24 protein-coding genes and 1 pseudogene are annotated in these 23,473 nt (G+C 63.2%); 8 read left to right on the forward strand and 17 right to left on the reverse strand.

Annotation, left to right across the window (positions count from 1 at the left end; all coding sequences use genetic code 11):
* Positions 1 to 47: 47 nt before the first annotated feature.
* Together BM382_RS07975 and BM382_RS07980 are read right to left on the reverse strand one after the other, a co-directional pair.
* Positions 48 to 929 (reverse strand): queuosine precursor transporter, encoded by an 882-nt coding sequence (locus BM382_RS07975; protein WP_011063280.1) that lies wholly within the window; start codon positions 927 to 929, stop codon positions 48 to 50.
* Complete coding sequence (locus tag BM382_RS07980) at positions 916 to 1,518, reverse strand: helix-turn-helix transcriptional regulator (protein ID WP_011063279.1); 603 nt, start codon at positions 1,516 to 1,518, stop codon at positions 916 to 918. Before BM382_RS07980 ends, BM382_RS07975 begins: the two co-directional genes overlap by 14 nt.
* Before the next feature lie 527 nt (positions 1,519 to 2,045).
* Between BM382_RS07980 and BM382_RS07985 the strand changes: the two genes are divergently transcribed.
* Entirely contained in the window at positions 2,046 to 3,401 is a 1,356-nt protein-coding gene (locus tag BM382_RS07985; RefSeq protein WP_072442556.1) for a serine hydroxymethyltransferase, read from the forward strand.
* Between the two features lie 101 nt (positions 3,402 to 3,502).
* Here BM382_RS07985 and BM382_RS07990 read toward each other — a convergent pair whose 3' ends face one another.
* From BM382_RS07990 to BM382_RS08025, 8 genes and pseudogenes are all read right to left on the reverse strand, one after another.
* A complete protein-coding gene (locus BM382_RS07990) occupies positions 3,503 to 4,204 on the reverse strand; it encodes a hypothetical protein (RefSeq protein WP_011063277.1) in 702 nt (233 codons plus the stop codon).
* 165 nt (positions 4,205 to 4,369) lie between these two features.
* The gene (locus BM382_RS07995; RefSeq protein WP_011063276.1) at positions 4,370 to 5,296 is read right to left on the reverse strand and encodes a CobW family GTP-binding protein; all 927 of its coding nucleotides are present in this window, start codon (positions 5,294 to 5,296) and stop codon (positions 4,370 to 4,372) included.
* A complete protein-coding gene (locus tag BM382_RS08000) occupies positions 5,296 to 7,041 on the reverse strand; it encodes an amidohydrolase (RefSeq protein ID WP_072442558.1) in 1,746 nt (581 codons plus the stop codon). Before BM382_RS08000 ends, BM382_RS07995 begins: the two co-directional genes overlap by 1 nt.
* A 108-nt stretch (positions 7,042 to 7,149) precedes the next feature.
* Positions 7,150 to 8,331 carry a pyridoxal phosphate-dependent aminotransferase gene (locus BM382_RS08005; protein WP_011063274.1) on the reverse strand — a complete coding sequence of 394 codons (1,182 nt, stop codon included), beginning with the start codon at positions 8,329 to 8,331 and terminating at the stop codon, positions 7,150 to 7,152.
* Positions 8,332 to 8,374: 43 nt separating this feature from the next.
* Positions 8,375 to 9,064: an ABC transporter permease gene (locus BM382_RS08010; RefSeq protein WP_011063273.1), complete on the reverse strand. Its 690-nt coding sequence runs from the start codon at positions 9,062 to 9,064 to the stop codon at positions 8,375 to 8,377.
* A gap of 9 nt (positions 9,065 to 9,073) precedes the next feature.
* Complete coding sequence (locus BM382_RS08015) at positions 9,074 to 9,787, reverse strand: ABC transporter permease (protein WP_015636909.1); 714 nt, start codon at positions 9,785 to 9,787, stop codon at positions 9,074 to 9,076.
* A gap of 51 nt (positions 9,788 to 9,838) precedes the next feature.
* Complete coding sequence (locus BM382_RS08020; protein WP_011063271.1) at positions 9,839 to 10,612, reverse strand: transporter substrate-binding domain-containing protein; 774 nt, start codon at positions 10,610 to 10,612, stop codon at positions 9,839 to 9,841.
* A 49-nt stretch (positions 10,613 to 10,661) separates the two neighbouring features.
* A pseudogene (locus BM382_RS08025) lies at positions 10,662 to 11,426 on the reverse strand (ATP-binding cassette domain-containing protein); the annotation flags it as partial.
* Between the two features lie 255 nt (positions 11,427 to 11,681).
* Between BM382_RS08025 and BM382_RS08030 the strand changes: the two are divergent.
* The 4 genes from BM382_RS08030 to BM382_RS08045 all read left to right on the forward strand — a co-directional run bounded on the left by BM382_RS08030 (position 11,682) and on the right by BM382_RS08045 (position 15,705).
* Positions 11,682 to 12,602 (forward strand): LysR substrate-binding domain-containing protein, encoded by a 921-nt coding sequence (locus tag BM382_RS08030; protein WP_072442562.1) that lies wholly within the window; start codon positions 11,682 to 11,684, stop codon positions 12,600 to 12,602.
* Between the two features lie 123 nt (positions 12,603 to 12,725).
* Positions 12,726 to 14,333: a 5-guanidino-2-oxopentanoate decarboxylase gene (locus BM382_RS08035; RefSeq protein WP_072442564.1), complete on the forward strand. Its 1,608-nt coding sequence runs from the start codon at positions 12,726 to 12,728 to the stop codon at positions 14,331 to 14,333.
* A 96-nt stretch (positions 14,334 to 14,429) separates the two neighbouring features.
* Entirely contained in the window at positions 14,430 to 14,906 is a 477-nt protein-coding gene (locus tag BM382_RS08040; RefSeq protein WP_011063267.1) for an HIT family protein, read from the forward strand.
* A gap of 1 nt (position 14,907) precedes the next feature.
* Positions 14,908 to 15,705: a GNAT family N-acetyltransferase gene (locus tag BM382_RS08045; protein WP_011063266.1), complete on the forward strand. Its 798-nt coding sequence runs from the start codon at positions 14,908 to 14,910 to the stop codon at positions 15,703 to 15,705.
* Positions 15,706 to 15,713: 8 nt separating this feature from the next.
* Here the strand turns inward: BM382_RS08045 and BM382_RS08050 are convergent, their stop codons facing one another.
* From BM382_RS08050 to BM382_RS08060, 3 genes are all read right to left on the reverse strand, one after another.
* The gene (locus BM382_RS08050; RefSeq protein ID WP_011063265.1) at positions 15,714 to 16,562 is read right to left on the reverse strand and encodes a DUF4087 domain-containing protein; all 849 of its coding nucleotides are present in this window, start codon (positions 16,560 to 16,562) and stop codon (positions 15,714 to 15,716) included.
* A gap of 78 nt (positions 16,563 to 16,640) precedes the next feature.
* The gene (locus tag BM382_RS08055) at positions 16,641 to 17,264 is read right to left on the reverse strand and encodes an SMI1/KNR4 family protein (protein ID WP_072442566.1); all 624 of its coding nucleotides are present in this window, start codon (positions 17,262 to 17,264) and stop codon (positions 16,641 to 16,643) included.
* Between the two features lie 36 nt (positions 17,265 to 17,300).
* Positions 17,301 to 17,696 carry a GNAT family N-acetyltransferase gene (locus BM382_RS08060; RefSeq protein WP_011063263.1) on the reverse strand — a complete coding sequence of 132 codons (396 nt, stop codon included), beginning with the start codon at positions 17,694 to 17,696 and terminating at the stop codon, positions 17,301 to 17,303.
* Positions 17,697 to 18,150: 454 nt separating this feature from the next.
* Between BM382_RS08060 and BM382_RS08065 the strand changes: the two genes are divergently transcribed.
* Both BM382_RS08065 and BM382_RS08070 read left to right on the forward strand, forming a co-directional pair.
* A complete protein-coding gene (locus tag BM382_RS08065) occupies positions 18,151 to 18,681 on the forward strand; it encodes a DUF3592 domain-containing protein (RefSeq protein WP_011063261.1) in 531 nt (176 codons plus the stop codon).
* Positions 18,682 to 18,685: 4 nt separating this feature from the next.
* Entirely contained in the window at positions 18,686 to 19,273 is a 588-nt protein-coding gene (locus BM382_RS08070; RefSeq protein ID WP_011063260.1) for a hypothetical protein, read from the forward strand.
* 23 nt (positions 19,274 to 19,296) lie between these two features.
* On the opposite strand, the gene BM382_RS08075 is transcribed toward BM382_RS08070, so the two are convergent.
* The 4 genes from BM382_RS08075 to BM382_RS08090 all read right to left on the reverse strand — a co-directional run bounded on the left by BM382_RS08075 (position 19,297) and on the right by BM382_RS08090 (position 22,580).
* Positions 19,297 to 20,544 (reverse strand): 2-aminoadipate transaminase, encoded by a 1,248-nt coding sequence (locus BM382_RS08075; RefSeq protein WP_072442568.1) that lies wholly within the window; start codon positions 20,542 to 20,544, stop codon positions 19,297 to 19,299.
* A gap of 120 nt (positions 20,545 to 20,664) precedes the next feature.
* Positions 20,665 to 21,246, reverse strand: a complete 582-nt coding sequence (locus BM382_RS08080) for a DedA family protein (protein ID WP_019094247.1) — start codon at positions 21,244 to 21,246, stop codon at positions 20,665 to 20,667.
* Positions 21,247 to 21,511: 265 nt separating this feature from the next.
* A complete protein-coding gene (locus BM382_RS08085; RefSeq protein ID WP_072442570.1) occupies positions 21,512 to 22,030 on the reverse strand; it encodes a hypothetical protein in 519 nt (172 codons plus the stop codon).
* Positions 22,031 to 22,070: 40 nt separating this feature from the next.
* Positions 22,071 to 22,580, reverse strand: coding sequence for a DUF2938 domain-containing protein (locus BM382_RS08090; RefSeq protein ID WP_011063256.1), 510 nt, complete (start codon positions 22,578 to 22,580; stop codon positions 22,071 to 22,073).
* A gap of 106 nt (positions 22,581 to 22,686) precedes the next feature.
* On the opposite strand from BM382_RS08090, the gene BM382_RS08095 reads away from it, so the two are divergent.
* Positions 22,687 to 23,352 (forward strand): ArsR/SmtB family transcription factor, encoded by a 666-nt coding sequence (locus BM382_RS08095; RefSeq protein ID WP_015636898.1) that lies wholly within the window; start codon positions 22,687 to 22,689, stop codon positions 23,350 to 23,352.
* Positions 23,353 to 23,473 lie beyond the last annotated feature (121 nt).

Below are 23,473 nucleotides of genomic sequence, written 5' to 3' on the forward strand. Positions count from 1 at the left end.
GGCAGATAGGTGTTGAGCTCCGGCGTCGCTCTACAAACAGCGATCGATCATTTTGCCTGGCTATCCGTTATGTATCTCTTGAACAGTGATCGTGCGCCATAGGCGGGCAATATATTGAAGAATGCAAAACAGACCTTGATTGCGATCTGAACATAAATCATGTTCAGGATGTCGTTGTTTTGCATGGCTCCATAGAATGCGATGTAGCAAAACACGAAGCTGTCGATGATGACCGCAAACAAGGTGCTGAGGAATATTCGCAGAAATAGGAATCTGGAATTTGTGAGTTCCTTTATCTTGCACAGCAAATATGAGTTTATGTTTTCAGAAACAAGGAAGGAAACGGAAGACGCTACGAGTACAGACGACACCTGGATAATGACGTCGTTATAAGCTGTATCGAGTTTCCAGCCTGGCAGTCCGGGGAGAAAAGTGGACGCGTAGAGCAGGATGATGATCATGGCGTTGCTTGCAAATGCAAACAGAATGGCTCTTCTGGCGAGCCTGAGTCCGAAGTTCTCGTTCAGCAGGTCAACGATCAGGAATGTCAGAGGGTACAGAAAGGTGCCGGGGGTAATAATGATGTCGAGGGATTCAAGGTAGATCGGCTTTGTTGCAGCGATGCTGGTGAAAATATAAAAGGTAAAGAGCAGCAGGTTGAGGATGATGTAGATCATCCATGAGTTTTCATTGCGGTCGTTCAAGTCGTATGCAGTAAGTGTTCCTCCTTGGGAGTAGAACTTTTTATACAGGTTTTTAACTTCCATTTTGTTTAAGTTATCCATTATTTCGCTGTTCACTACTTCGCTCAGCTTTATTTTTATGACCTTGCCGGTGTCGATGATCATGATCACGGCCAGGTTTTTATTGTTCTCAAACCCCAGAAGCTTGTACTTGCTGTTCTCGATATCACCTTCATAGGCAGTCATTGAAGCGTTCCTCAATGATATCGCCGACAACGGATATACGATCTGGGTCGAAGACGACCTCGTTCATGATCAGCAGTTTCCTGGTCTGTTTGTCGTAAGCCAGTTTTTCCTTTTCATCGGTGATCGTCCCCTTTTGCACGATCAGCAGGCCGCCGACCTCATACATGCCCTTGATATCGTTTTCCAGGCGCACGGCTATCAAGTTGCAGGATGTACCGAAGTAGTAGGTCAATGGGAAACAAGTGGCGAGTTCGCCAATACGTTTATCCATGTTGGCCATCAACTGGCTTTCCTTGAGGATCGGAACAGCAGCCGGGTTCATGTTCCCTTGCGGGGAAATGCTGCTTTCGATGATCTCTTTCTCTTCAAAGTCGACGGTTTCTATTTCCTCATAGGAAATACCGAAGAAGTCGGAGATTTTTCGAATGGTGGACTGCTGGACGTTGCTGACCTTGCCTTCCAGGATGTTGTATATGGTTGTTCTGGTCAGGCCACTGGCGTTGCATAAAGACAGTTGTGTCTCTCCGCGACTTTTAATCAGGTATTTGATATTGCTTTTTAAATACTCTGTTCTTTCTCTTCTGTGCATCAAATGCCTCACCATTTCCTTATAGTCGTAATGCATCGAATTTTTTAGCGTTCACATCGCGCATGACATCGATTGCCTGGTGCCAATAGCGGGATCACTGTGGCAGAAGCCTGTCAGTTGCTTTTGTGTTGTCTGGTAATTCGCTAGTGCTCCTTTAGCCAGCCTGTATCCGTCCTGGGATACTTCGCTACGGGGTCTGTGGGCGATCAAGTCGCTGAGAGGGGCCGGTTTGCACAGGGCCGCAACGGACAAGTGTTGCATGCGTCAGCCATGACAATAAAGCCCCAGGGGTTGGGCATTATCACTCTCGCCCTGAGGCTTGCACCGGCAAGGCTGCGCCGATGTCCTTCCACTTCAAAAAAGAAGCATTTAACTTTGGGGATGTTTAATTTTTTGATTAATTCTGTTACGCCTTATACAGTCTTGACCCAGGGCCCGGATCAGCCCGATTCAAACCAACGAACGTAAAACCCAGGAAGCACGCCCTCGTTCGTGGCGCGCAGCACTCAAGGAAGGGGCACAGATTTATGGCAGCCGATACCGAACCACTGAGGAACCAGGCCGACTTGCTGCGATGTGGCTTGGCGGACCTGCGAACAGAAGACGCCGAGCTGGCCAGGATCCTGGACGCTGAAGTAAGCCGGCAACAACGCACGCTTTCCCTGGTTTCATCCTCCTGTGCAGCCACCCCCAGAAGCCTTGCCGCCTCGGCCTCGGCGTTGGTCAACGTGACGGCGCAGGGGGTTGCGGGCAAACGCCATCACGCCGGGTGCGAAAACGTCGATCTGGTGGAATCCCTGGCGATCCGCAGGGCACGGGAGCTGTTTGCCGCGCAATACGCCGCGGTGCAATCGCACTCGGCCTCGAACGCCAACTACCAGGTGTTGTCCGCGCTGCTTGAGCCGGGGGACACCCTGCTCGGGATGGCCCTGGATCATGGCGGCGACCTGACCCACGGCAGCTCCCTCGCTTTTACCGGTGCCCACTACAAGGCGATCCGCTACGGCACCACGGCCCTGGGCACCATCGACTACCAGGAGGTACGTCAGCTGGCGATGGCCCACCGCCCGCGCATCATCATCTGTGGGGCAACGGCTTATTCGCGGGTCGTGGACTTCCAGCGTTTTCGCGACATTGCCGATGAAGCCGGGGCCATCGTCCTTGCCGACATCTCACATATCGCCGGTCTGGTTGCCACGGGGCGTCACCCGAGCCCGATCGATGTGGCGCACGTCACCACCACTTGCACCCACAAACAGCTCGCCGGGCCACGCGGCGGCCTGATTCTTTCCGGGCGGGACGCGGACACCAAGGTGCCCGGCCTGAGGTCGAGCTTTCGTCGGGTGCTCGACCAGGCAGTTTTCCCCGGGATGCAGGGGGCGCCTGCAGTCAACATGATCGCCGCCAAGGCGGCCGCGCTGGGCTATGCCATGTCTGCACAGTTCGATGCCTACATGGGGCGGATTCGCGCCACGGCGAATGAAATGGCCTGCGCGTTCATGGCGCGGGACTACGAGGTAATGGGCGGCGGGACGGAAAACCACACGATCCTGTTGCGTTTGCCTAAGGGCATCAGCGGCTCCCTCGCCGAATCGGCATTGGAAAAGTGCGGAATCATCGTCAGCAAAAAACGCGCACCGGGGGAGACTCGATCGTCATTTGCCGCCAATGGCTTGTGTATCGGCACGGGCTCCATCGCACAGCGCTATGTGGACCCCCAGGGCTGCCGGCAGATCGTCGACCTGGTGTGCCGGATACTGGATCAGCTGCAGCCGCGGGGCGAGCAGCCATACGTTCTGGAGCCTGCGCAGCAGGAGTGCTTCCGGCTGGAGACCGAGGCGTTGTGTGCGATGTACCCCATCCTTGAGTACGGGGATCGCTGAAGAAAGAAAAGCCCCGTCTTCACGCTGGAATACGGGGCTTTTCAGGTCTGCAGAAGGCTGTGCTGGCGCTTCGCGAGCAAGCTCGCTCCTGCTGCGGCGGGTTACAGCTGTTGTTGCGCGCTGTAGCCTTCGAACGCGGTCTGCTGCTGGATCGCGGTAACGATGTTCTTGCGGGTGGCCTGCTGTTCGTTGCCATCCTTGTCGAGGAACATCTCGCTTTCCAGTTCCGCCTCGTCGCCTTCGCCGACAAAGCTGAAGCCGAGGAATTCGAAGGCTTCACGGTCGACGTTGGCCTTGGAGCGCGGGCGCATCGGCAGGGTGACGCTGACGCCGTCCTTGCTGATGGCGAACACTTCCATTTCCTTCTTCGGACGCGCCTTGCTCTTGCCGCCGCTGGGGTTGCTGATGGCCTGGTGGGTCTGGTTCAGCACCTTCAGGGCCAGGCCGTAGACCAGCTCCTGGAAGTCCGGATCGTCCTTGTAGCTGGAGAGAATCCGGCTGATGGGGAATTTCTTGCTCAGGTCTTCCAGGGCGGCGAGGTCGGCGGCCTCGGCGTCTTTGAGCTGCTTGAGCTGGCCCATGAGTTCATAGGCGGTGTCGTCGTCAAAGCGGTCGTGGGCCTGGCGAATCGCTGCGCGCAGTTCGCGAATCTGGTCACTTTCTTTCGAGGTGTGGAAGGCGTCGAGCACCATCTCGCTGATGGTCTTGGCCTGGGACACGTGTTGTGAAAGATGAATGGCGTTTTCGTATTCGGCCTTGTTGGACAGGGCGACTACGGATTCTTCGGTGTTGGAATCAGGCATTGAACATCCACTACTTGGTTTAACAGGTTTGAGGCGCGAAAGGCCCAGGGGGATTTTCGGGGGCGCCTAATCTATTGGACCCGGGCCCTATTGTCACGGACCAAGCGACGGCCCGGCAGCCGCGCCTCTTTCAGACCGGCCTTCGCGCCACAGATTCCCTGTCGTTCAAAGCACTTGTGTATCGCTGACCCCAGCCTCCAGTTCCTGGCGCAGATCGCTGCCTCGGCGGGCGATGAATACCAATTGCGCGGCATGCTCGGTGGGCTGATCGGCGGCCAGGGTGAACTGGCTGCGGTTGCCCACATGCTGCAACCAATAAGGTTGTTCATTGCCTTCAAGGCGCACCAGGCCCTTGAGGCGCAGCAGGTCGGCTGGCAGGCGCGCCAGCCAGTCCCGCAAAGCCTTGGGCTGCAGCGGTCGCGAGCTTTTCCACACCCAGCTTTCGAACAACTGGTCGTGGGCCTGGGGCAGGGCCTTGAACAGCACTTCGGTGGAGCGCACCGGCGGCGCCAGCAGCAGCTCGGGGGGCAGCTCGGCCTGCACCGTGTCGAACACCGGGGCACGATTGCCGAGGCTGGCGCGGATGCTCTGCAATTGCTCGGCGCTCACCAGGTCGGCCTTGTTCAGCAGCACCCAGTCGGCGCAGGCCACCTGGGCTCGGGACAGGCGGGCCATTTCCCCTTCCAGGTCCTGGTAGCCGCTGGCGTCCACCAGGGTGATCACCGCGTCCAGGTGCAGGCGGTTGCGCAGTTGCGGGTAGCCGATGGTCTGCACGATGCGCTGCGGGTCGGAGACGCCGCTGCACTCGATGACAATTCGCTCCAGGGCCGGGCGCAGCTTGGACAGGCTCACCAGTTGCGCCAGCAGGTCCTCCTGCACGGTGCAGCAGATGCAGCCGTTCTGCAGGCTGTACACCGCGTCGGTGACCTCGGCGATGATCGCCGCATCGATGTTCAGCTCGCCGAAATCGTTGACGATCACCGCCAGCCGGCCGCTGTCGGCGCGTTGCACCATGCGGTTGAGCAGGGTGGTCTTGCCGGCGCCGAGAAAGCCTGCAACCACGGTTACCGGGATGCTCGGGGTGCTGTTCATTATTCCTTGCCCTCGATCACCGGTGGCAGGCCTTCCCACACCGCTTGCAGCGGGGTGTCGCTGAAGGTGCCCTGGCGGTCGTAGACCAGTTGCCCCTCGACGAAGGTCAGTTGCACCTGGGTGTGGTGGATGTAGTTGCGTGCGCCCTGGGCGAACAGGTCGCGGTCGAGGACGATCAGGTCCGCCGACTTGCCGGCCTCCAGGCTGCCGGTCAGGTGTTCCAGGCCCATGGCATGGGCGCCGTTGAGGGTCGCCACTTGCAGCGCCTGTTCCAGGCTGATGGGGTCACCGAAGGTGTCGGGTTCCTGGTTCCACGGGTTCTGCCGGGTGACCATGGTTTCCAGGGCCAGCCATGGATCGATGGACGCCACCGGCCAGTCGGTGCCGAACACCGCGATGCCACCAGCTGCCAACACGCCCTTGAAGTCATAGATGCGCTTGAGGCGTTCCTGGCCGTAGCCGGAGCGTGCGCCGCTGGCGAACGGCGTCGGGTACCAGGCTGCCGGAGAGAACTCGGCGATCACGTCCAGGGCCTGGAAACGCTTGAGGTTGCCCGGGTGCAGCAGGGTGCTGTGGGCGCATTGGTGACGGATGCCGCTGTTGCCGTTGCGCCGCCGGGCCTCGGCCACGGCATCGAGGAACACGTCGGAGGCGCCGTCGCCGGTGCAGTGGGCGATCACCCGCAGGCCGCGCTTGTCCATGTCCACCACCATGTCGGTGATGTGTTCCGGGGTCAGGTTGAGCTTGCCGCGCCAGCTCGACTCTTCCGGCCAGGGGGTCAGCAGGTAGGAAGACTTGGGCTCCACGGTGCCATCGAAGTGGAACTTCACCGCGTTGGCACTCAGGCGCGCGCTGCGATAGAAATGCCGCTCGCCACTGAGCAGTTCCCAGCGCCGGCGCACCGGGAAGATGTCGTCCTGCCAGCTGATGGCGGCTTCCACCCGCAGGGTCAGCTCGCCGGCATCGTCCAGTTCCTTGAGGGCCTGCAGGCGGTTTTCGCAGACGTGCACGTACTTGGTGGCGGTGACCCCGCGAGAGGTCTGGAAGTGCACGCCATCGCGATAGGCACGGCGCAGCACCGACACCGGAGTCGGCGGCATGGCGGCATGGATCAGGGCGTAGGCACCGTCGATCAACAAGCCGTTGGGTTCGCCGGTCAGCTCGTCGCGCTCCAGGTAGCCGTTGCGCGGGTCGCTGGTGTGGCGGTCGATGCCGGCCAGTTCCAGGGCCTTGGAGTTGACCATCATGGTCCCCCACATGCGGTCCAGCAGGGCCACCGGGCGGTCCGGCATGACGCTGTCGAGCCATTCGCGGCCCGGGGTCAGCCCGGCCTCGCGGAAGGTGTAGCGCACCCAGTACTGGCCGTAGATCCAGCCGTCGCCGGGATGGCTGTCGGCATAGGCGTGGATCGCGGCTGCCAGTTGCTCCGGGGTCGGGTCTTCGATGCCCACGTCCAGGTCGTCGGCGTAGCGCGGGGCCAGGGCCAGGTCCGGGTGGGTGTGCATGTCATGCAGGCCGGGCATGCAGAAGGCCCCGCCCAGATCGTGCTGGCGGGTGTTGGGGCCGATCAGCGAAGCCAGGGAGGCGAGGCTGCCCACCGCGATCAGCTTGCCCTGGCGGATGGCCACGGCGTCGGCCCAGGGCTGGGCCGGATCGAGGGTGTACATCCGGCCGTTGTGCAGCACCAGTTCAGCGTATTGATCGACGGCGCTATGGGTGGAGTTGAATTGGTCGGAAGCGGTCACGGGGTCAACCTCTCAAGCAGGGGGCCCTTCAAAGGTGGGCAAAAAAGTAAGGCGCAGCAGTGTTCTTGTCGGAGGTACCAGGGCCGCTGGGCGGCCCGGGTCATGCATTCAGCGTTGTGCGCCCAGGGTTTCGACAAAGCCGGCAATGCGCTGGCAGGCGTCCTTGAGCACCTCGTCGGCGACGGTGAAGGAGATCCGCACGAAGCCCTCGGCACTGGCGCCGAAAGCCTGGGCGTCGAGCACCGAGACCCCGGTGGCGCGGAACAGCTGCCAGGCGAAATCCATGCTCGACAGGCCGGTGCGGCGTACGTCCACCAGCATGAACATCCCGGCTTCCGGCTCGCGGCAGTCCAGCAGTTGCACCTGCTTGAGGCCCGCCACCACCAGGTCGCGGCGCCGGCGATAGACCTCGCGGGCGCTGCCGATCACTTCTTCATCGAGTTCCAGGGCCTTGAGCGCGGCTTCCTGGATAAACCCCGGCAGGCCGTAGAGCATGCACAGCAAGAGGTTGTCCAGATGCCCGACCAGGGCCGGCGGGGCGATCACCCAGCCCACGCGCCAACCGGTCATGGCATGGGTTTTCGACAGGCTGTTGAGGATTACCGTGCGCTCGGCCATGCCCGGCAGCGAAGCGATGCTCAGGTGTTCGCGGTCGTAGGTCAGTTGCCCGTAGACCTCGTCGGAGATCACCCACAGGTCATGCTTGCGCGCCACCTCGGCCACGGCTTCCAGCTCCTCACGGCTGTAGACGTTGCCGGTGGGGTTGCACGGGGTGGCCAGGGCAATGCCGCGAGTCTTGTCGGTGAGCGCCGCTTCCAGGGCCGCGGCGGTCAGGCGAAAGCCATTGGCCGCCGGCTGCTGGACGCAGGCGATCTGCGCCCCCGAGGCGTGGATGCAGGCCTCGTAGGTCAGGTACATGGGTTCTGGCACCAGCACTTCGTCGCCGCTGCTGAACAGGCACAGCGATGTGGCGAACAAGCCATTCTGCGCACCCGCCACCAGCGCCACGTTGTCGGCGCTGACCTCGATGCCCAGCAGGCGGCGCTGCTTGGCGGCGATGGCCTCACGCAGGGCCGGGCGGCCGAGGACGTGGGTGTAGTGGGTGTCGCCTTGCTCCAGGGCGGCACTGGCGGCGGCGCTGATGCGCTCGTCGGTGGCGAAGTCTGGGTCACCGACGCTGAGCACGATCACGTCTTCGCCGCGCCCACGGGCCTCGATGGCCGCGTAGTGGATGTCCCAGGCGCTGACGGATTCGCCGCTGATGCGCTGTACGAAAGGTGAGTAACGCATGTTGTTCTCCTCACGGGCCTCGCTGCCCGCGCAATGAATGGGTTCAGGCCTGACGCTGGGGGACCTTGCCCAGGCGTGCGCACAGATGTTCGATGACAAAGGCCAGGACGATGTAGATCAGTGCCACGGCCAGCAGCGGCTCGTAGACTTTCAGGGTCTGGGCCCGTACCAGGTTGGCCGCGCCCAGCAGGTCGGTGACCGCCACGGTGGACGCCAGTGCAGTGGCCTTGAGCAGCAGCACGCATTCCCCCACCAGGGTCGGGCGCACCAGTTCCAGGGCCCGGGGCAGCCACACCCGGCGCAGGGTCAGCCAGTGGCCCATGCCATAGGCGCGAGCGGCTTCCAGCTCGCCTCGGGGCACGGCCCGCAGGCCGCCACGCAGCACTTCGCCGACGTAGGCGCCGACACTCAGGGTCAGGGCCAAGGCCACATACCAGAAACCTTCGCGCAGGTAGGGCCAGAGAAAGCTGCCGCGAATCGGCGGGTAGGCGGCGAACAGGCTGCCGACCCCGTAATAGAGGATGTAGATCTGCACCAGCAGCGGCGTGCCGCGAAACACACTGATGTAGAACTGCATCGGCGCACGAATCAGAGGGTTGCGCGACACCCGGCCCAGGCCCACCACTACTGCCAGGGCAAAGCCGCAGATTCCGCTCAGCAGCAGGAGCTTGAGGGTGATGCCCAGGCCGCGCAGCAGCTCGCTGGAAAAACCGTTGATCCAGGAAAAGTCCATCCGAGTCTCCTAGTGCTGGGGCAGCCAGCGGTTGGTGCGTCGTTCGAGCACGCGGAACACGCTGCCGGACACCAGGGTGATGACGAAGTAGAAGGCTGCGACCGCCAGGTAGAACACCAGGTAGTGCTTGGTGGAACCGGCTGCCTGCTTGCCCACCGAGAGCAGCTCGCTGTAGCCGACGATGCTGATCAGCGCGCTGTCCTTGACCAGTACCAGCCACAGGTTCGATAGCCCGGCCATGGCATAGGGCAGCATGCTCGGCAGCAGGATGCGCCGCACCAGCAGCCAGCGTTCGATGCCGTAGGCCCGGGCCGCTTCGATCTGGCCGTAGGGAATGGCCTGGATCGCGCCCCGGATGATCTCCGCCGAATAGGCGCCCTGGACGATGCCCAGCACCAGCACCGCGGCGATGAAACCGTTGACCGTGACGCTCGGCCGGTCCATGGCGGCCATGGCCATGTTCAGCAGGTCGGTGCCGGCGTAGTACAGCAGCAGAATCAGCAGCAGCTCGGGCATGGCCCGGTACAGGGTGGTGTAGGCGTTGGCCAGCTTTACCAGCCAGCGCGGGCCCTTGAGCTTGATCATCGCCACCAGCAGGCCGATGCCCAGGCCGAGCACAAAGGCCCCGGCGGAAATCTGCAGGGACACCAGCGCGCCCTGGGCCAGGGCGCCGAGCCAGCCGTCGGCGACGAACAGTTGGGAAAGGTCGGACAGAGAAATCATGACGTATCCAGTCAACGCCGGCGGCCCGCGCAAACGGGCCGGCCGGACGGCTTAGTTGGCAGAAATGTCGACGCTGAAGTAGCGGCTGCGGATCTTGTCGTAGGTGCCATCGGCCTTGAGCGAGGCCAGGGCGGTGTTGATCCGCTGCTGCAGGGCGCTGTCACCCTTGCGCAGGCCGACCCCGATGCCGGAACCGAACAGCGGGTCCTTGGGCGCCAGGCCCTTGTCCGCCAGGCCGGCACCGGCCGCGGTCTTGAGGATCGGCTCGATGGTCAGGGCGTCGGCCAGCATCACGTCGATGCGCCCGCTCTGCAGGTCGGCGATCATGTCGTCCTGGGTGGTGTAGTAGCGCAGGGTCGAGGTCTTGCCGTAGTAGGTCTTGGCGAAGGTCGCGTTGGAGGTCGAACCCTGTACGCCGATCAGCTTGCCCTTGAGGCCTTCGGGGGTGGTGACCAGCTCCAGGCTCTGGTCGGCGACCCACATGGCCGGGGTCTGGTAGTAGGGCGCAGAGAAATCGATGACCTTTTCCCGTTCGTCGGTGATGCTCAGGGAGTTGAGGATGGCGTCGATCTGGCTCGATTGCAGGGCCGGGATCAGGCCGTCCCAGGCCACTTCCTTGAGTGGGCACTGGGCCTGCATGCGGTCGCACAGAGCCTTGATCAGCTCCGGTTCGAAGCCGCTCCAGTCGCCGTTGCCGCTTTTCATCGAGAACGGCGGGTAGGGTTCCAGGGCGATGCCGAAGACGATCTTGTCGGCGGCCACGGCGTGGCTGGCCAGTGCACTGAACAGGCAACCGGTGGCGAGCACCTTGAGCAGGTTTTTCATGGCTTTACCCTTTATCGAAGTTGTTGTTTTCAAGGATTGAAGCGAAACGTCAGACGCGGTTTTCCTGAGCCATGACGAATTGCCGGCAGCGCTCGCTGACCGGGTTGAGGAACACTTGCTGGGGTGGCCCTTCTTCTTCCACCAGCCCCTGGTGAAGGAACATCACCTTGCTCGACACGTCCCGGGCAAAGGCCATTTCGTGGGTCACCAGGATCATGGTACGGCCTTCCTCGGCGATGCCCTGGATGACCTTGAGCACTTCGCCCACCAGTTCCGGGTCCAGGGCCGAGGTCGGTTCGTCCATCAACAGCACCTGGGGGCGCATGGCCAGGGCCCGGGCGATGGCCACCCGCTGCTGCTGGCCGCCGGAGAGAAAGGAAGGGAAAGCGTCGCGCTTGTTGGCCAGGCCGACCTTTTCCAGCAGGTGCTCGGCATGGACGATGGCGTCCTTGCGGTCTTCACCGAGGACATACACCGGCGCTTCGATGACGTTTTCCAGGACGGTGCGGTGGGGCCACAGGTTGAAACTCTGGAACACCATGCTCAGTTGAGTGCGCAGGCGTGCAACCTGGGCCGAGTCGGCGACCTGGGGATTGCCGGCGCGATCGGTCTTGATGCGCACCTCTTCGCCATTGATGCGCAAGCTGCCGCTGCAGGGAATCTCCAGCAGGTTGATGCAGCGCAGCAGGGTGCTTTTGCCCGAGCCGCTGGAGCCGATCAACGACACCACTTCGCCTTCATTGGCGCGCAGGGCGATGCCCTTGAGCACGTGGTGATCGGCGTAGCTCTTGTGCAGATCATCGATCGCCACCACGGGATTGACGGAGTTGGGCTGCGATTGCAAGGGTCGACCCTCTTGTTATTGTGCGATGGCCGGGCAGTACCCGGCACAGGGTAGGGCTTGAGAATTAGCCATCGACGGCGGCGGGTCAATCGAGCATTTTTAGTGGGACACGGTAATTTTTTTCAGTAATGGGCTTTTTTTTCGGCGACGAGCAAGGCTATTGCCGGACGCCGATTGCAGCTATGGTGCTGCCACTCGTTTTTTTGTAGTCGAGGCATGATCGGTATGCGTTATCCCTCCATGACCGCGTTGCGCGCTCTGGACGCGGTGGCCCGCCTGGGCAGTGTCGCCGAGGCCGCCAATGAGCTGAACCTGACGCCCAGCGCCATCAGCCACCAGATCAAGAGCCTGGAGCAGACCCTGGGGTTTGCCCTGACCGAGCGCCAGGGCCGCAGCATTCGCATCACCTACCAGGGGGAGCGCTATGCCCGGGACATCCACCTGCTGCTGGCCAATATCCTCGAGGCCGGCCAGCGCTCCGATGGCCAGCAGGTCAGCGGCCGGCTGTGCATCAGCAGCCCGCCGGGGTTCGCCACCTATTGGCTGTGCACCCATATCGCCGAATTCCAGGCGCTGTATCCCCAGGTTGAACTGCAGTTGGTGTCGCCCCGCACGCCGGGGGACACCAGCGACAGCAGCGTCGATCTGTTCGTGGCCTATGGCATGGGCGACTGGCCCAACCAGCACGTGCAGAAGATCGTCTCCCTGCGCTATTTCCCGGTGTGCAGCCCGAGCCTGGTGAACGCCATGGGTGGCCTGAAAACCCTTGATCGCCTGGATCACGCCTTGCTCCTGCACATGATCGACTACTCCGACTGGCGGGTCTGGCTGGCGGCCGCCGGGGCGCCGAATGTCGACGTGCGCCGGGGCATTGTGTTTGCCGACGCGCACTTCGTGCAGTCGGCCTGCATCGCTGGCCAGGGCATTGCCATGGGCGACAACCTGATCAGCGGCGAAGCCCTGGCCCGGGGCCAACTGGTGCAGCCCTTCGGCACCGAGATCGAGTCCAATCGCGGCTACTACCTGGTGGCCGACCTGCTCAAGTCCGAGCGGCCGGTGGTGCTGGCGTTCAGCGAGTGGGTCAAGTCCCAGCTGCAGGGCATCACCCGCTTGCACCCGGAACCCCGTCGCAACGGCAAAGCGTGAATTTTATTGAGCAATCGCCGCGATTTTTTTCGATTGTTGCCCCTTGGGTGCAGCGACTAATGTCCCTCGACATCAGCCGGGCGCAGGGTGTCGCCCGCACATAAGAACAAGAGGAAGTAGTCGATGACCACCTGTGCGCAGTCCCTGGTTCGTTTGCTGGAAGGTTATGGCGTGGACACGGTATTCGGGATTCCCGGCGTGCACACCGTCGAGCTCTATCGCGGCCTGCACGGCAGCCGCTTGCGCCACGTCAGCCCACGGCATGAACAGGGGGCCGGATTCATGGCCGACGGCTACGCCCGGGCCAGCGGCAAGCCTGGGGTGTGCTTCATCATCACTGGCCCTGGCATGACCAATATCCTCACGGCCATGGGCCAGGCCTATGCCGATTCGGTGCCGATGCTGGTGATCTCTACCGTCAACCGTCGCGAGCACCTGCGCCTGGGCCACGGCCACCTGCACGAACTGCCGGACCAGCGAGCAATGGTGGCCGGAGTCTGCGCCTTCAGCCACACCCTGCAAGCGCCTTCGGAGTTGCCGGAACTGCTGGCGCGGGCCTTTGCCGTATTCAAGTGCGCACGGCCGCGGCCGGTGCACATCGAGATTCCCCTGGACGTGCTGGAGATGCCCGCCGATAACCTCAACCTGATGCCCCGCAGCCTGCCTGGTGCGCCGGCGCCGGCCGGGGCTTCGATCGAGGCGGCGCTGGCCTTGCTCAACAGTGCCCACCGCCCATTGATCCTGGCCGGTGGTGGTGCCCGGGGTTGCGCCGAGGTCTTGCGGCAATTGGCCGAGCGCCTGCAGGCGCCGGTGGCCCTGACCACCAACGCCCGCGGCCTGCTGCCTTGCGGCCACCCGCTGTTGCTCGATGGCGTGCAGTCCTCGGCCCATGGCCGGGCGCTGATCGACGAAGCGGATGTGGTGCTCGCCGTGGGCACCGAGCTTGGGGAAACCGACTACGACTTCTTTGGCCTCGGGCCGCTGCGCTTCAAGGGTTCGCTGATTCGCCTGGACATCGACCCGATGCAGGTCATGGGCGTGCAGCGGGCCCATGTCGGCCTGGTGGGGGATGCCCTGGAAGGTTTGCAGGCACTGCTGGGCAAGGTGGCGCCTGCCAATTCCCGCGGGCGCTGGGCACTGGACAGCGTGCAACGGGTGAACCAGACCGAGCGCGCCGGCTGGACGCCCAAGCAGCAAGGCTTGCAGGGCCTGCTGGACCTGCTGCGGGACAATCTGGATGCACCGATCCTGGTGGGCGACTCGACCCAGCCGGTGTACCAGGGCGCCTGTGGCTACCAGGCCCCGGCTCCGGCCAGCTGGTTCAACGCCGGCAGTGGTTACGGCACCCTGGGCTACGGCTTGCCGGCGGCCATGGGCGCCAAGCTGGCGCGCCCCGAGCGGCCAGTGGTGGCGCTGGTGGGGGACGGTGGCCTGCAGTTCGCCAGCGGCGAGCTGATCGCGGCCAAGGAAGCACAGATCGGCGTGATCCTGCTGGTGTGGAACAACCAGTGCTACGGCGAGATCCGCGACTACATGCAGGCGCGGGATATCGTGCCGCTGGGGGTGGACATCCTCACCCCGGACTTCCAGGCCATGGCCCGAAGCTTCCATGTGGCGCACCACCGCGCCGACTCCCCCGCGCAGCTGCAAGACCTGTTGCACACCCTCAAGGACACCCGGCAGCCGGTGATGATCGAGGTCGATGCCGGCGCCTACCTGGCGCTGGGCTGAACCCAAGCCGGGTACAAGGAACGCGCTTTACAGGATGCAGGTGGGTTACATTGGCGGCGCCCGCCCGGGCGCGCCTTGCCACTTGAGGATTCAGGGATGAATTGCATTTTCTGCCAGATTGCCGCCGGCACCTTGCCCGCCGCACTGGTGTACCGCGATGAGCACTGCATGGCCTTCATGGACGTGCATCCGCTGGGTGAAGGGCACCTGCTGCTGATCCCCCAGCAGCACGTAGAGAAGCTCGAGCAATTGCCCGGTTTCATCCGCCAGCACCTGTACCAGGTCTTCGATGGCCTGCTGGCGGCGCAACGGCGTGCCGGCTACGGCGTCGAAGGCACCCACCTGCTGGTCAATGACGGCCGCGCCACCAACCAGCACATTCCCCATGCGCACCTGCACTTGATCCCGCGCAAACGCGGCGATGGCCTGGGGTTTGCCGGGCGCTTGCTGCTGCATTTCACTGGCTTGTTCGGCCGCCGGACCCAACTGGAGGTGTTGCAGCAGCAGGCCACGAGCATCGCCGAGCAGGTGCGGGTGCCCTGGGTCAGTGAAACCCCGGTGGGTAACCGCTGATATGCACCTGAGCCGCGCGCTGGCGCTTGAATATGCCGAAACCCAATACCTGCGGGCCCGGGTCCAGGGGCTGGCGAGCCTGCCGGGCAACCCTTATCGGGCCTGCCTGTATGGTGAGCCGGGTTGTGGTGCCTTCGTCGTCGGCGGCAACCCCAGCCCGATGATGAACCGGGTACATGGCGACAGGGCGCAGGATGCCCGGCGCCTGGTCGATCTGCTGCAGAGCTGCGTGGCTTACGCCCCGGCGATCGCCTTGATCGCCGAGTCAGCCAAGGTTGTGCCCACCCTGGAGCTGCAAGGGTTGCCGTTGCAGCGCCTGAAGGGCTGGACTCATGGGCAGCTGTTCGCTCCTGTGGGCGAGATTGTGGCGCCGCCTTCAGTGCTGGATATCGAGCCGGTGACCGCCTCGACGCTGGAAGTGTTCTGCACGCTGCACCGCGAAGGCTTCAATACCCCTGCGGCCGCTCGGCCGGCCACCCAGGCGGCCTTTGGTGGCTTGCTCAACGATGGGCGCGGGCATTTGTACCTGTTGCGGGAGCAGGGCGTTGCGGTGGCCGGCGCGGCGCTGTTCATCGCCGACAACGGCGTGGCGTACCTGGGCACCGCCTTTACCACCCGGGCCGCGCGGGGCCTGGGTTATCACCGGGCCCTGATCGCCCATCGCTTGCAGCAGGCTGCTGCTTTGGGGGCCCGGAGCGTGGCAGCCACCGCCTTGGTGAACTCGCAAAGCCGGCGCAACCTGGAGCACTGCGGCTTGCGCTTGTCCCACCTGCAAACCCTGTATCGGGCCGTGCCCTAGCGGGGGCTCTATGGCGCCGGGTCGAAGCGGATCGACTGCAGGATGGCCCCCAGGGTGGCGAAATCCTGGAAGAACCCTACGCTGTCGGCCACCACCTGACGCTGGCCGCTATCGATCACCGCCGTCAGGCAGGTACCGCCAACGGCATGAAAGCCGGTTTCCTCATCGCTGATGCCGCAGGTCTGATAGGCCAGCAGGCCTTGCCAGCCGGGGCCGTTCACCTCAAGTACCGGGCTGGGCTCATCCCTGCCGGCGCTGCGCATCCAGACGCCATTTTCCAGGTAGAAGAACAAGCCCTCGGCGGCCTGCTCCAGGCTGCCTTGCTGCAGGCACAGTTGCAGGGTGTACTCCTCGCCCGGGCGTTTTTTCGGGTGATCCAGGGTGAGGCAGTTCTGTGTCTGGTTGAGCGTCCAGCCTTTGGGATACTGCAGGCTGAAACCCTGGCCCTGAAAGCGCGGCGAGCCCTGGGGTAATACGGGTTTTCCGGCTTCCTCGGGCAAGGGTTCGTACAGGCTGGGATCGTTGCGACAGGCTGACAGCGGGCGGGCCTTGGCCTTGTGCAGTTGGTCGAGGCGATGAGTCCGGGGATCCGCACTGGCGCTGACACAAGCGCAGCCGTAGCCGTAGTGATTGTTGGTGCGCACCCATTGCTGGTCGTTGAAAGTGGGCCACTCGCCCTCGGCCTGATAGCCGCCCTGGCTGGCGATCTCCCAGACGCCATCGCGGTCGGTCAGGGTGGCGTTGGCTGGCGTCGGGTTCTCGAACCAGCCGCACCGGCGTTCGACTTTGGCTGGCGCGGCACTGGCGGTTAAGGCAAGCAGTACCAGGAGTGTGCAGATCAGGGCACGCTGAAACATGAAGCATCCTTGTTCGAGGGTAGGAACCGCAGGTCGTGTGCTGGCATTAGCTTCGGCAGAGGCTGGAATCCTGGTTCATCAATAGCGCCACTTGCGTACCAGGTCCTCGCCGTAGCGCTGGCTGATCAATGCTTCGGCAGCATCATCGTCGTCATGCACCTCCGCCAGGCAGAGCAGCATCAGCGCATCCAGGTACTCCTCGGGGGAGTCGAAAAAGCGTGTCAGCGCAGCGCCTGTGTCGTGATCGAAGTAGTAGACCGCGCCGGATTCGCGGTGAAAGCAGAACAGGTTACCGTTGCCCAGATAGTCGCCGAAGGCCACCAGCTTGCCTGCCAGTACCAGGTCGACATCGCTGACCTCGACGATACCGGGATAGGCCTCCAGCAACGGCTGGATCGGCGTGTGCCCAGGCCCGACGCTACACAGCACCTCCGCCAGGGACAGCACCCCCAATTGCCGATGGTAGTCGCGCAGCGACCGAGGCAACGGGCAGCCCAGGCGTTGCTCCAGCGCCTGCAAGGCGTCCTCGCTGACAGGCGTCAGTTCCGGTTCGTTGACGTGCCCTTCCCATAGCGCGCCGTAGGCACCAATGACCGCCAGGTACCAGCTCAGCCGTGCAGCCTGGTCAGGCAGGTCCGGCCAGGCCAGGGGCGGGCAGCCGGCGGGGGGCCAGTCGGCGTTGGAGTCGTGCTGTTCGGACATGGGTCTTCCTTGGATGAGCTGGAGGCGGGGGAGTGATTATGCGCGATGGCGCGTGCGTTCCAGAGTGATGATCGAGGGTTCGAAGCCCAGCGAGCTGAAAAATTCCGCTGCCCCGGGGCGCCCGGCCCGCAGGACCCAGGTGATCTCGGGGTTGTCGCCCATCACCCAATGCACCAGGGCGCGGCCGATACCGCGCCGCTGGTGCTGCTCGGCAACGACCACCATGGACAGGTAACCGTTGGACAGACCGTCGCTGATGCCTCGGGCGAAGCCGACGATCTGCCCCTGCAGAAGGGCGACCGCCGTGCGCTGGGAGTTTGCCAGCAACTGGGCGAAGTATTCGCTGCTGCCCACCCGATGGCCCCAGCCGTTATCGCCGAGAAACTGCCGCAGTGCTTCGCTTTCAGCGGCGTGTGCGTCGCGGATCAGCATGGTGAACTCTCCAATGGGCAAGTACGGGCAGATCTCGCCCCGACTGTGCTCGGGGCCGACCCATGTAGTTGAGTGCTTCGGCCCAGTGGGCATCGTTGTCGCAGCGGCGTGCCGGCTCGACCGTGGGCGACCTGGAGGATACAAGCCTGCCTCGGAAACTGGCAGCCCTCGGAGCCTGAACGCAACCGGCCAAGGGAGCTCTTCGAAACTCGTACGGCTGTTCGCGGCGTTCAGGCATTGGCCACGGATTTGTGGCCAGGGCAACGTGCTGCTCGCCGGCCAACTCCTCCTGGTGTGTTGAAAAAAAACGCCGGGAGCAGGTCCGGGGCCTGGAACTTCCGCCGGTATTTGCGGACAAATTCCTCCAGGGCAATGCCCGTCGGAAATTCGGTTTGCAAGCGCTGGCGACAGGCGCTCAGACCGCTTTCCAGGGCGCCTGAACGCCGTTGCCGGAATGCGCTTGCGCCGCGGCAGTGGTTTTTCTGGAGGCAGGTTTCTTGTTATCGTGGCCTCCCTCTTTCACGGACGAATATCGAGACAGCCCATGGCTAACTCCACCCCGTCACGCTTTGGCAAGATCCTCCAGGGTCTGCTGTTCGCCCTGATCGGCATCGGCCTGTTGGTCATCGCCATCAATCTCACCCTTGATCGCCGCGAGTTCCTCGCCAGCGCCCAGACCGCCGACGGTATCGTCAGCGATTTGAATGCCGGGGGTTCGCACCCCGAGATCGCCTTCACCAGCAGTACCGGTGAGAAGATTTCCTACCCCCAGGGTGGCTTTATCTTCGGCTACCAGAAGGACCAGCCGGTGCGGGTGTATTACCAGCCCGAGCGGCCGGCCAACAGCGCAATCATCGACGACCCGGCAGCACTCTGGGCCACCCCGGGTGTGCTCGGCCTGATCGGTCTGGTATTTACCCTGGCCGGCCTGGTGGGTGTCATCAGCCAGCGCGGACGAGCCACACAACGAGCAAAAGGACTTTGACCCCATGAACCTCAGCATTCCGATTCCGGTCAACGAAAGTAAATGGCTGTACCAGACCGCCAGCGGCGGCGGCCTGACCGTAGCCCTCGTGGCGGGTAGCGGCGGCTCGATCATCCTGCGTTCACCCCAGGGCAAGGATGTCAGCTATCGCTACGGCGGCCTGGGGGTGGGCGCCGGTTTTGGTGCGCGCCTGCCGCGTTTCGGCAAGGTCAATATCCAGGTCAAGGGCAAGAGCGTTGGAGGCGCAGGCGCGGCGGAGGCCTTTCCCAGCACCGGTAAGGTGTTTGTTAGCGATGCTCTGCGCAGCAGCGACCTGACGGAGGACGACATCACCGGCCCTTGCATGTACACCGAAGTGGGTGCAGGGCTGGTGGTGGGTGGTTCGGCCACGGCCTTGCTGTTCGGCTTGGACCCCAAGCTGCTTGCTATGGCGGTGGCCCTCAACTCCAGCCCGGTGACCTCGATCATCGCTTCGTCCCGGGTCAACGAACAGTTGATGCGCTCGGCCAAGGGCGCGTTGGTGATGGCGGGGATGAACGCCGGCGTACAGGCGGGTGGTGGCGCGGCGATCTACATGGGCTATCTGTTCTAGCCACGGCGCCGGCGCGCCGGGAATCACAGGCGCGCCAGGCATTCCTGGAGAATATCCAGGCCCTCCTCGAAGATTTCAGGCTCGGTGGTCAAGGGCGCCAGCAGGCGAATGATGTGCCGCGACTTGCCGCTGGGCATCAGCAGCAGGCCCGCATCCCGGGCGCTGCCTAGCAGCGTGCTCAGTTGCTCTGGCGCCGGTTCGCCCCGGGCATTGACCAACTCGATGCCGCGCATGGCTCCCACCCCCGTCAGACGGCCCAGGAAGGGGCAGAGCCCACTGCTTTTCCAATGCTCATAGCGCTGCACGATCGCCCGCTCCTGGCGCTCGCCCCAGGCTTGCAGGTGCTCGTCGGTCATTTCATCCAGGGTCGCGAGCGCCGCCGCGCAGGCAATCGGGTTGCCCGAGTAGGTGCCCCCCAGGCCGCCCTTGGGCAGCACGTCCAGCAATGCTTTGCGACCCACCACGGCGCCCAGTGGAACCCCGCCGCCAATGCTCTTGCCCAGCAGGATCAGGTCCGGCTCGATGTTCAGGCGGGAGAAGGCAAAACGCTGCCCGGTGCGGCCGAAGCCGGACTGGATCTCGTCGGCGATCAGCAAAATGCCATGTTCATCGCAGAAGCTGCGCAAGGCCCGGGCGAACGTGGCGTCCAGGGCCAGGAAGCCGCCTTCGCCCTGCACCGGCTCAAGGATGAAGCAGGCCACTTCCTGTACATCGATCTCCACGCTGAACAGCCGACGCAATGCTTTCAGCGCTTCTTCGCAACTGACGTCGTTGTCGGCGCTGGGGTAGGGCAGGTGGTACACAGGCCCGGGTAGTACACCGACCTTCTGCTTGTAGGGCGCCACCTTGCCGTTGAGGTTGAGGGTGGCCAGGGTGCGCCCATGGAAGCCTCCGTCAAAGGCGATCACCGCGCTGCGCCCGGTAGCTCCGCGCACGATCTTCAGGGCGTTTTCCGCGGCCTCGGCGCCGCTGTTGGTGAGCATGCCGCTGACCGGGTAACTCACCGGGATGAAGTTCGCCAGGCGCTGTATGAACTCGATGTAGGGCCCGTGAGGCGCGGCATTGAAGGCGTAGTGGGTGAGCCGGGTGGCCTGCTGCTGGATGGCTGAGACTATGCGTGGGTGGCAGTGCCCGAGGTTGAGCACACCGATACCGCCGACAAAGTCGATGTAGCGCTTGCCATCGACGTCCCAGACCTCGGCGTTGCGTCCGTGGCTGAGGCGGATCGGGTGGACGGTGGAGATCGAACGGCTGATGTTCTCGTGGCTCATGGATGCGGGCTCTGGGTGCCGGAAACAAGCCGTTATCTAAGCCGGGGCCGGGGGGCCTGGACAAACGAAATAAAGTCGCCGGGTCAGTATGAAAATTCCCGATGTGCCAAAGCCCTTGTCTCAGTGCTGCTGGGCCTTGTGCCTATTACGCAAATGCCGCACCAGTGCCGCAAGGACCACCAGCGCTATCACCCCGAGGAAGATCGGCAGGCGATAGGGTTTCAGGTCGCCAAGAAAATGCTGCAAGGCTTCGCCGGCCCAGTAACCGGCGCTGACGAACAAGATGGCCCATACCGCAGCCCCCAGCACATTGAGCAGGGCGAAACGCCAGGGTGCCAGGCCACTGGCGCCGATCACCATCGGGCCCACCAGGCGCATGCCGTAGAGAAAGCGCACGGCGAACACCGAAGTCGAAGGGTAACGCCGGATCAGGCCCTGGACCCGTTCGATGGCCGCCTGATGGCGCTTGAGCTTGGGCAGCAGGCGCGCCCCGCCATAGCGCCCGGTCCAGAACAGCAACTGATCGCCGAGGATGCCCCCCAGGGTGGCCCAGCCGATCACTTGCGGCCATTGCAGGCTACCCTGATGCGCCGCCATGCCGCCGAGAATCAACACGGTTTCGCCTTCCAGCAGGCAGCCGATGAAGATCACCCAGTAGCCGTAGGCGGCGATCAGCGCGTTGAGGTCGAGGTGTTCGAGCATGGGCAAGGGCTTCCGCAGGGGGCATGAAAACAAGCCGGGCGATGATCAGGTTACAAATGGCTCTGATTCCTTTCACCGGCACAAGTGCCCGGGATCTTCCAGCGCAGGTACCGCCAGGGCGCCTGCCAGTCCATCAGAACCCAGCGTAGACGCCAGCCTCGGCGGCGGACACGGCTAGACCTACGGATATTGCTTGTGTGGAGCAAACTGGGTTCAGCGGGTATGTGAAAGCCCCTGCGAGTGCAGACTGGATGCGCGAGCAGGATCAGTCGTTATCTGCGTCGGCTTGCTCGGCCCAGGCGGACTTGGACGAGGGATAGCGTACTTCAACCTGGGCGCCGGCTTGAATCAGGGCCTCCTGCCAGACACTGAACTGTTGCGGCCAGGCCTGGATCACCTTGAAGGGGACGCCGGTCAGCAAGTTTCTGGCCACGTTGGGGCTTACGCCCATGGCTTGCCTGATCAGCGCGAAGATCTTCGCGGGGTTGGGGCCCACCTCGGTGATCCAGAGTGCTGGATCACTGGAGGCGAGGGGCGGGTAGTCCGCAAGCGGAGCATACTGCCGGGTCTGCACTGCCCTGGCATCGCTATAGCTCAGCGAAGCCAGGGCCCGGGCACTGGCCAGATGTTCATCGCAGAACCACTCGTAGCCATGAGGGTGCCCCGCGCACCCTTGGCCCAGCGGGCGATAATCGGCGAACTGCACCATGCCGCCGCCAGTTCCGGCATGGCACATCTCCGAGGAAAAATCGTTGTGGCACAGGTCGCATACAGGTGGCTTCATCGATCGATCTCTCTGGGCACGCTCGGCCTCTGGGCTGAGGTCACGCAGTCTGCCCCAACACCCACGCCCAGAACATCCCGGCCATGTACAAGCCCAGCCCGAACACCGAATGCGCCATCAGGCTGCGCAGCCGGGCCACATTCGGCTTGGGCATCTTGCTCGCCGCGATCCCGGCGCCCATGCCCGGTTGCATCAGCAGGAACGGCGCAGCCACCGTCAATACGCCGATGATCAGGGCCGGTGCCAGGGTCGGTTGCCGCGCCCACTCCAGGCCGCAGGCCAGCAGCAACAGGGCGGCAAACAGGACGCCGATCAGGTAGTGGGCCAGCCAGCCCAGGGCCCGTTCCCCCGGAACCGTGCCGGCTTGGGCAATGCTCTGGTGCAGGAACTGGCCACGAGGAAAATGCCCGATCCAGCGTCCGACCATGGCCCAGTTGGGGCCAGGAATGTTCAACACTCGTGCCAGAAACAGCGTCCACAAATCAAGGACCAAGGTAGCGCCGACACCGATCAGCAGTGCCGGTAAAATCAACGCCATGAACTCATGCATAAAGACTCCTGGGTATGGATGGCTGCACTTCAGCCTCGGCTATGGGTGTGATAAAGTTTCATTCAATTAAGTGATTGAATGATCAATAAAGCAGCAGGAGCTGTCAATGACTGATTCGATTTCCCCTCAACAGCCTCTGGCGGACATGGCCGAGCTGGCACGTATTCTCGGCCATCACCATCGCCTGATCCTGCTGGAGCACATTGCTCGTGGCGAGCAGCCGGTGGAGCGCCTGGTGGAAGCCTCCGGACTCTCGGTGGCCAACACCTCGCAACATTTGCAACAGCTGCGCCGGGGTGGTTTCGTGCAGACCCGGCGCGACGGCAAGCGAGTGCTCTACAGCCTCAGCCAGGGGCCGTTGGCCGCACTTCTGGGGGGCTTGCGCCAATACGTCGATTACAACCACGGGCAGATCCGTGAGCTGCTGGCCGACAGCGAGCAGCAGCCGGGGCGCCTGGAGGGCATCTCCCGGGAAGAGCTGCGCCAACGCCTGCAGGAGGGCGGCATGACCCTGCTGGACGTGCGCTCGCCGCAGGAGTTCGCCCTTGGGCATTTGCCGGGGGCGATCAATATCCCGGTGGAAGAGTTGGAGCAGCGTCTGGCCGAGTTGCCCGCGGGCCAGGAGTTGGTGGCTTACTGCCGCGGGCCCTACTGCGTGCTGTCACACAATGCCGCGGCCTTGCTTCGCGCCAAGGGTTTCAGGGTGCGGCGCCTGGACGACGGTTTCGTCGATTGGCAGGCCGCCGGCCTAGGGGTGGAAACCACCCGGTAAAAGTGTCGCAGTGTCGGCCATACAGGACATTGCCTATAGGGCCATGATCCATATCAACAGGGTTTTCAGAAAAATCCGCTACAAGGGCATCAGGCTCGGACCCACAAGGTATCGAGCCCCG

The organism is Pseudomonas sp. NFPP25 (genome assembly GCF_900116505.1).
GTDB classification, from domain to species: Bacteria; Pseudomonadota; Gammaproteobacteria; order Pseudomonadales; family Pseudomonadaceae; genus Aquipseudomonas; species Aquipseudomonas protegens.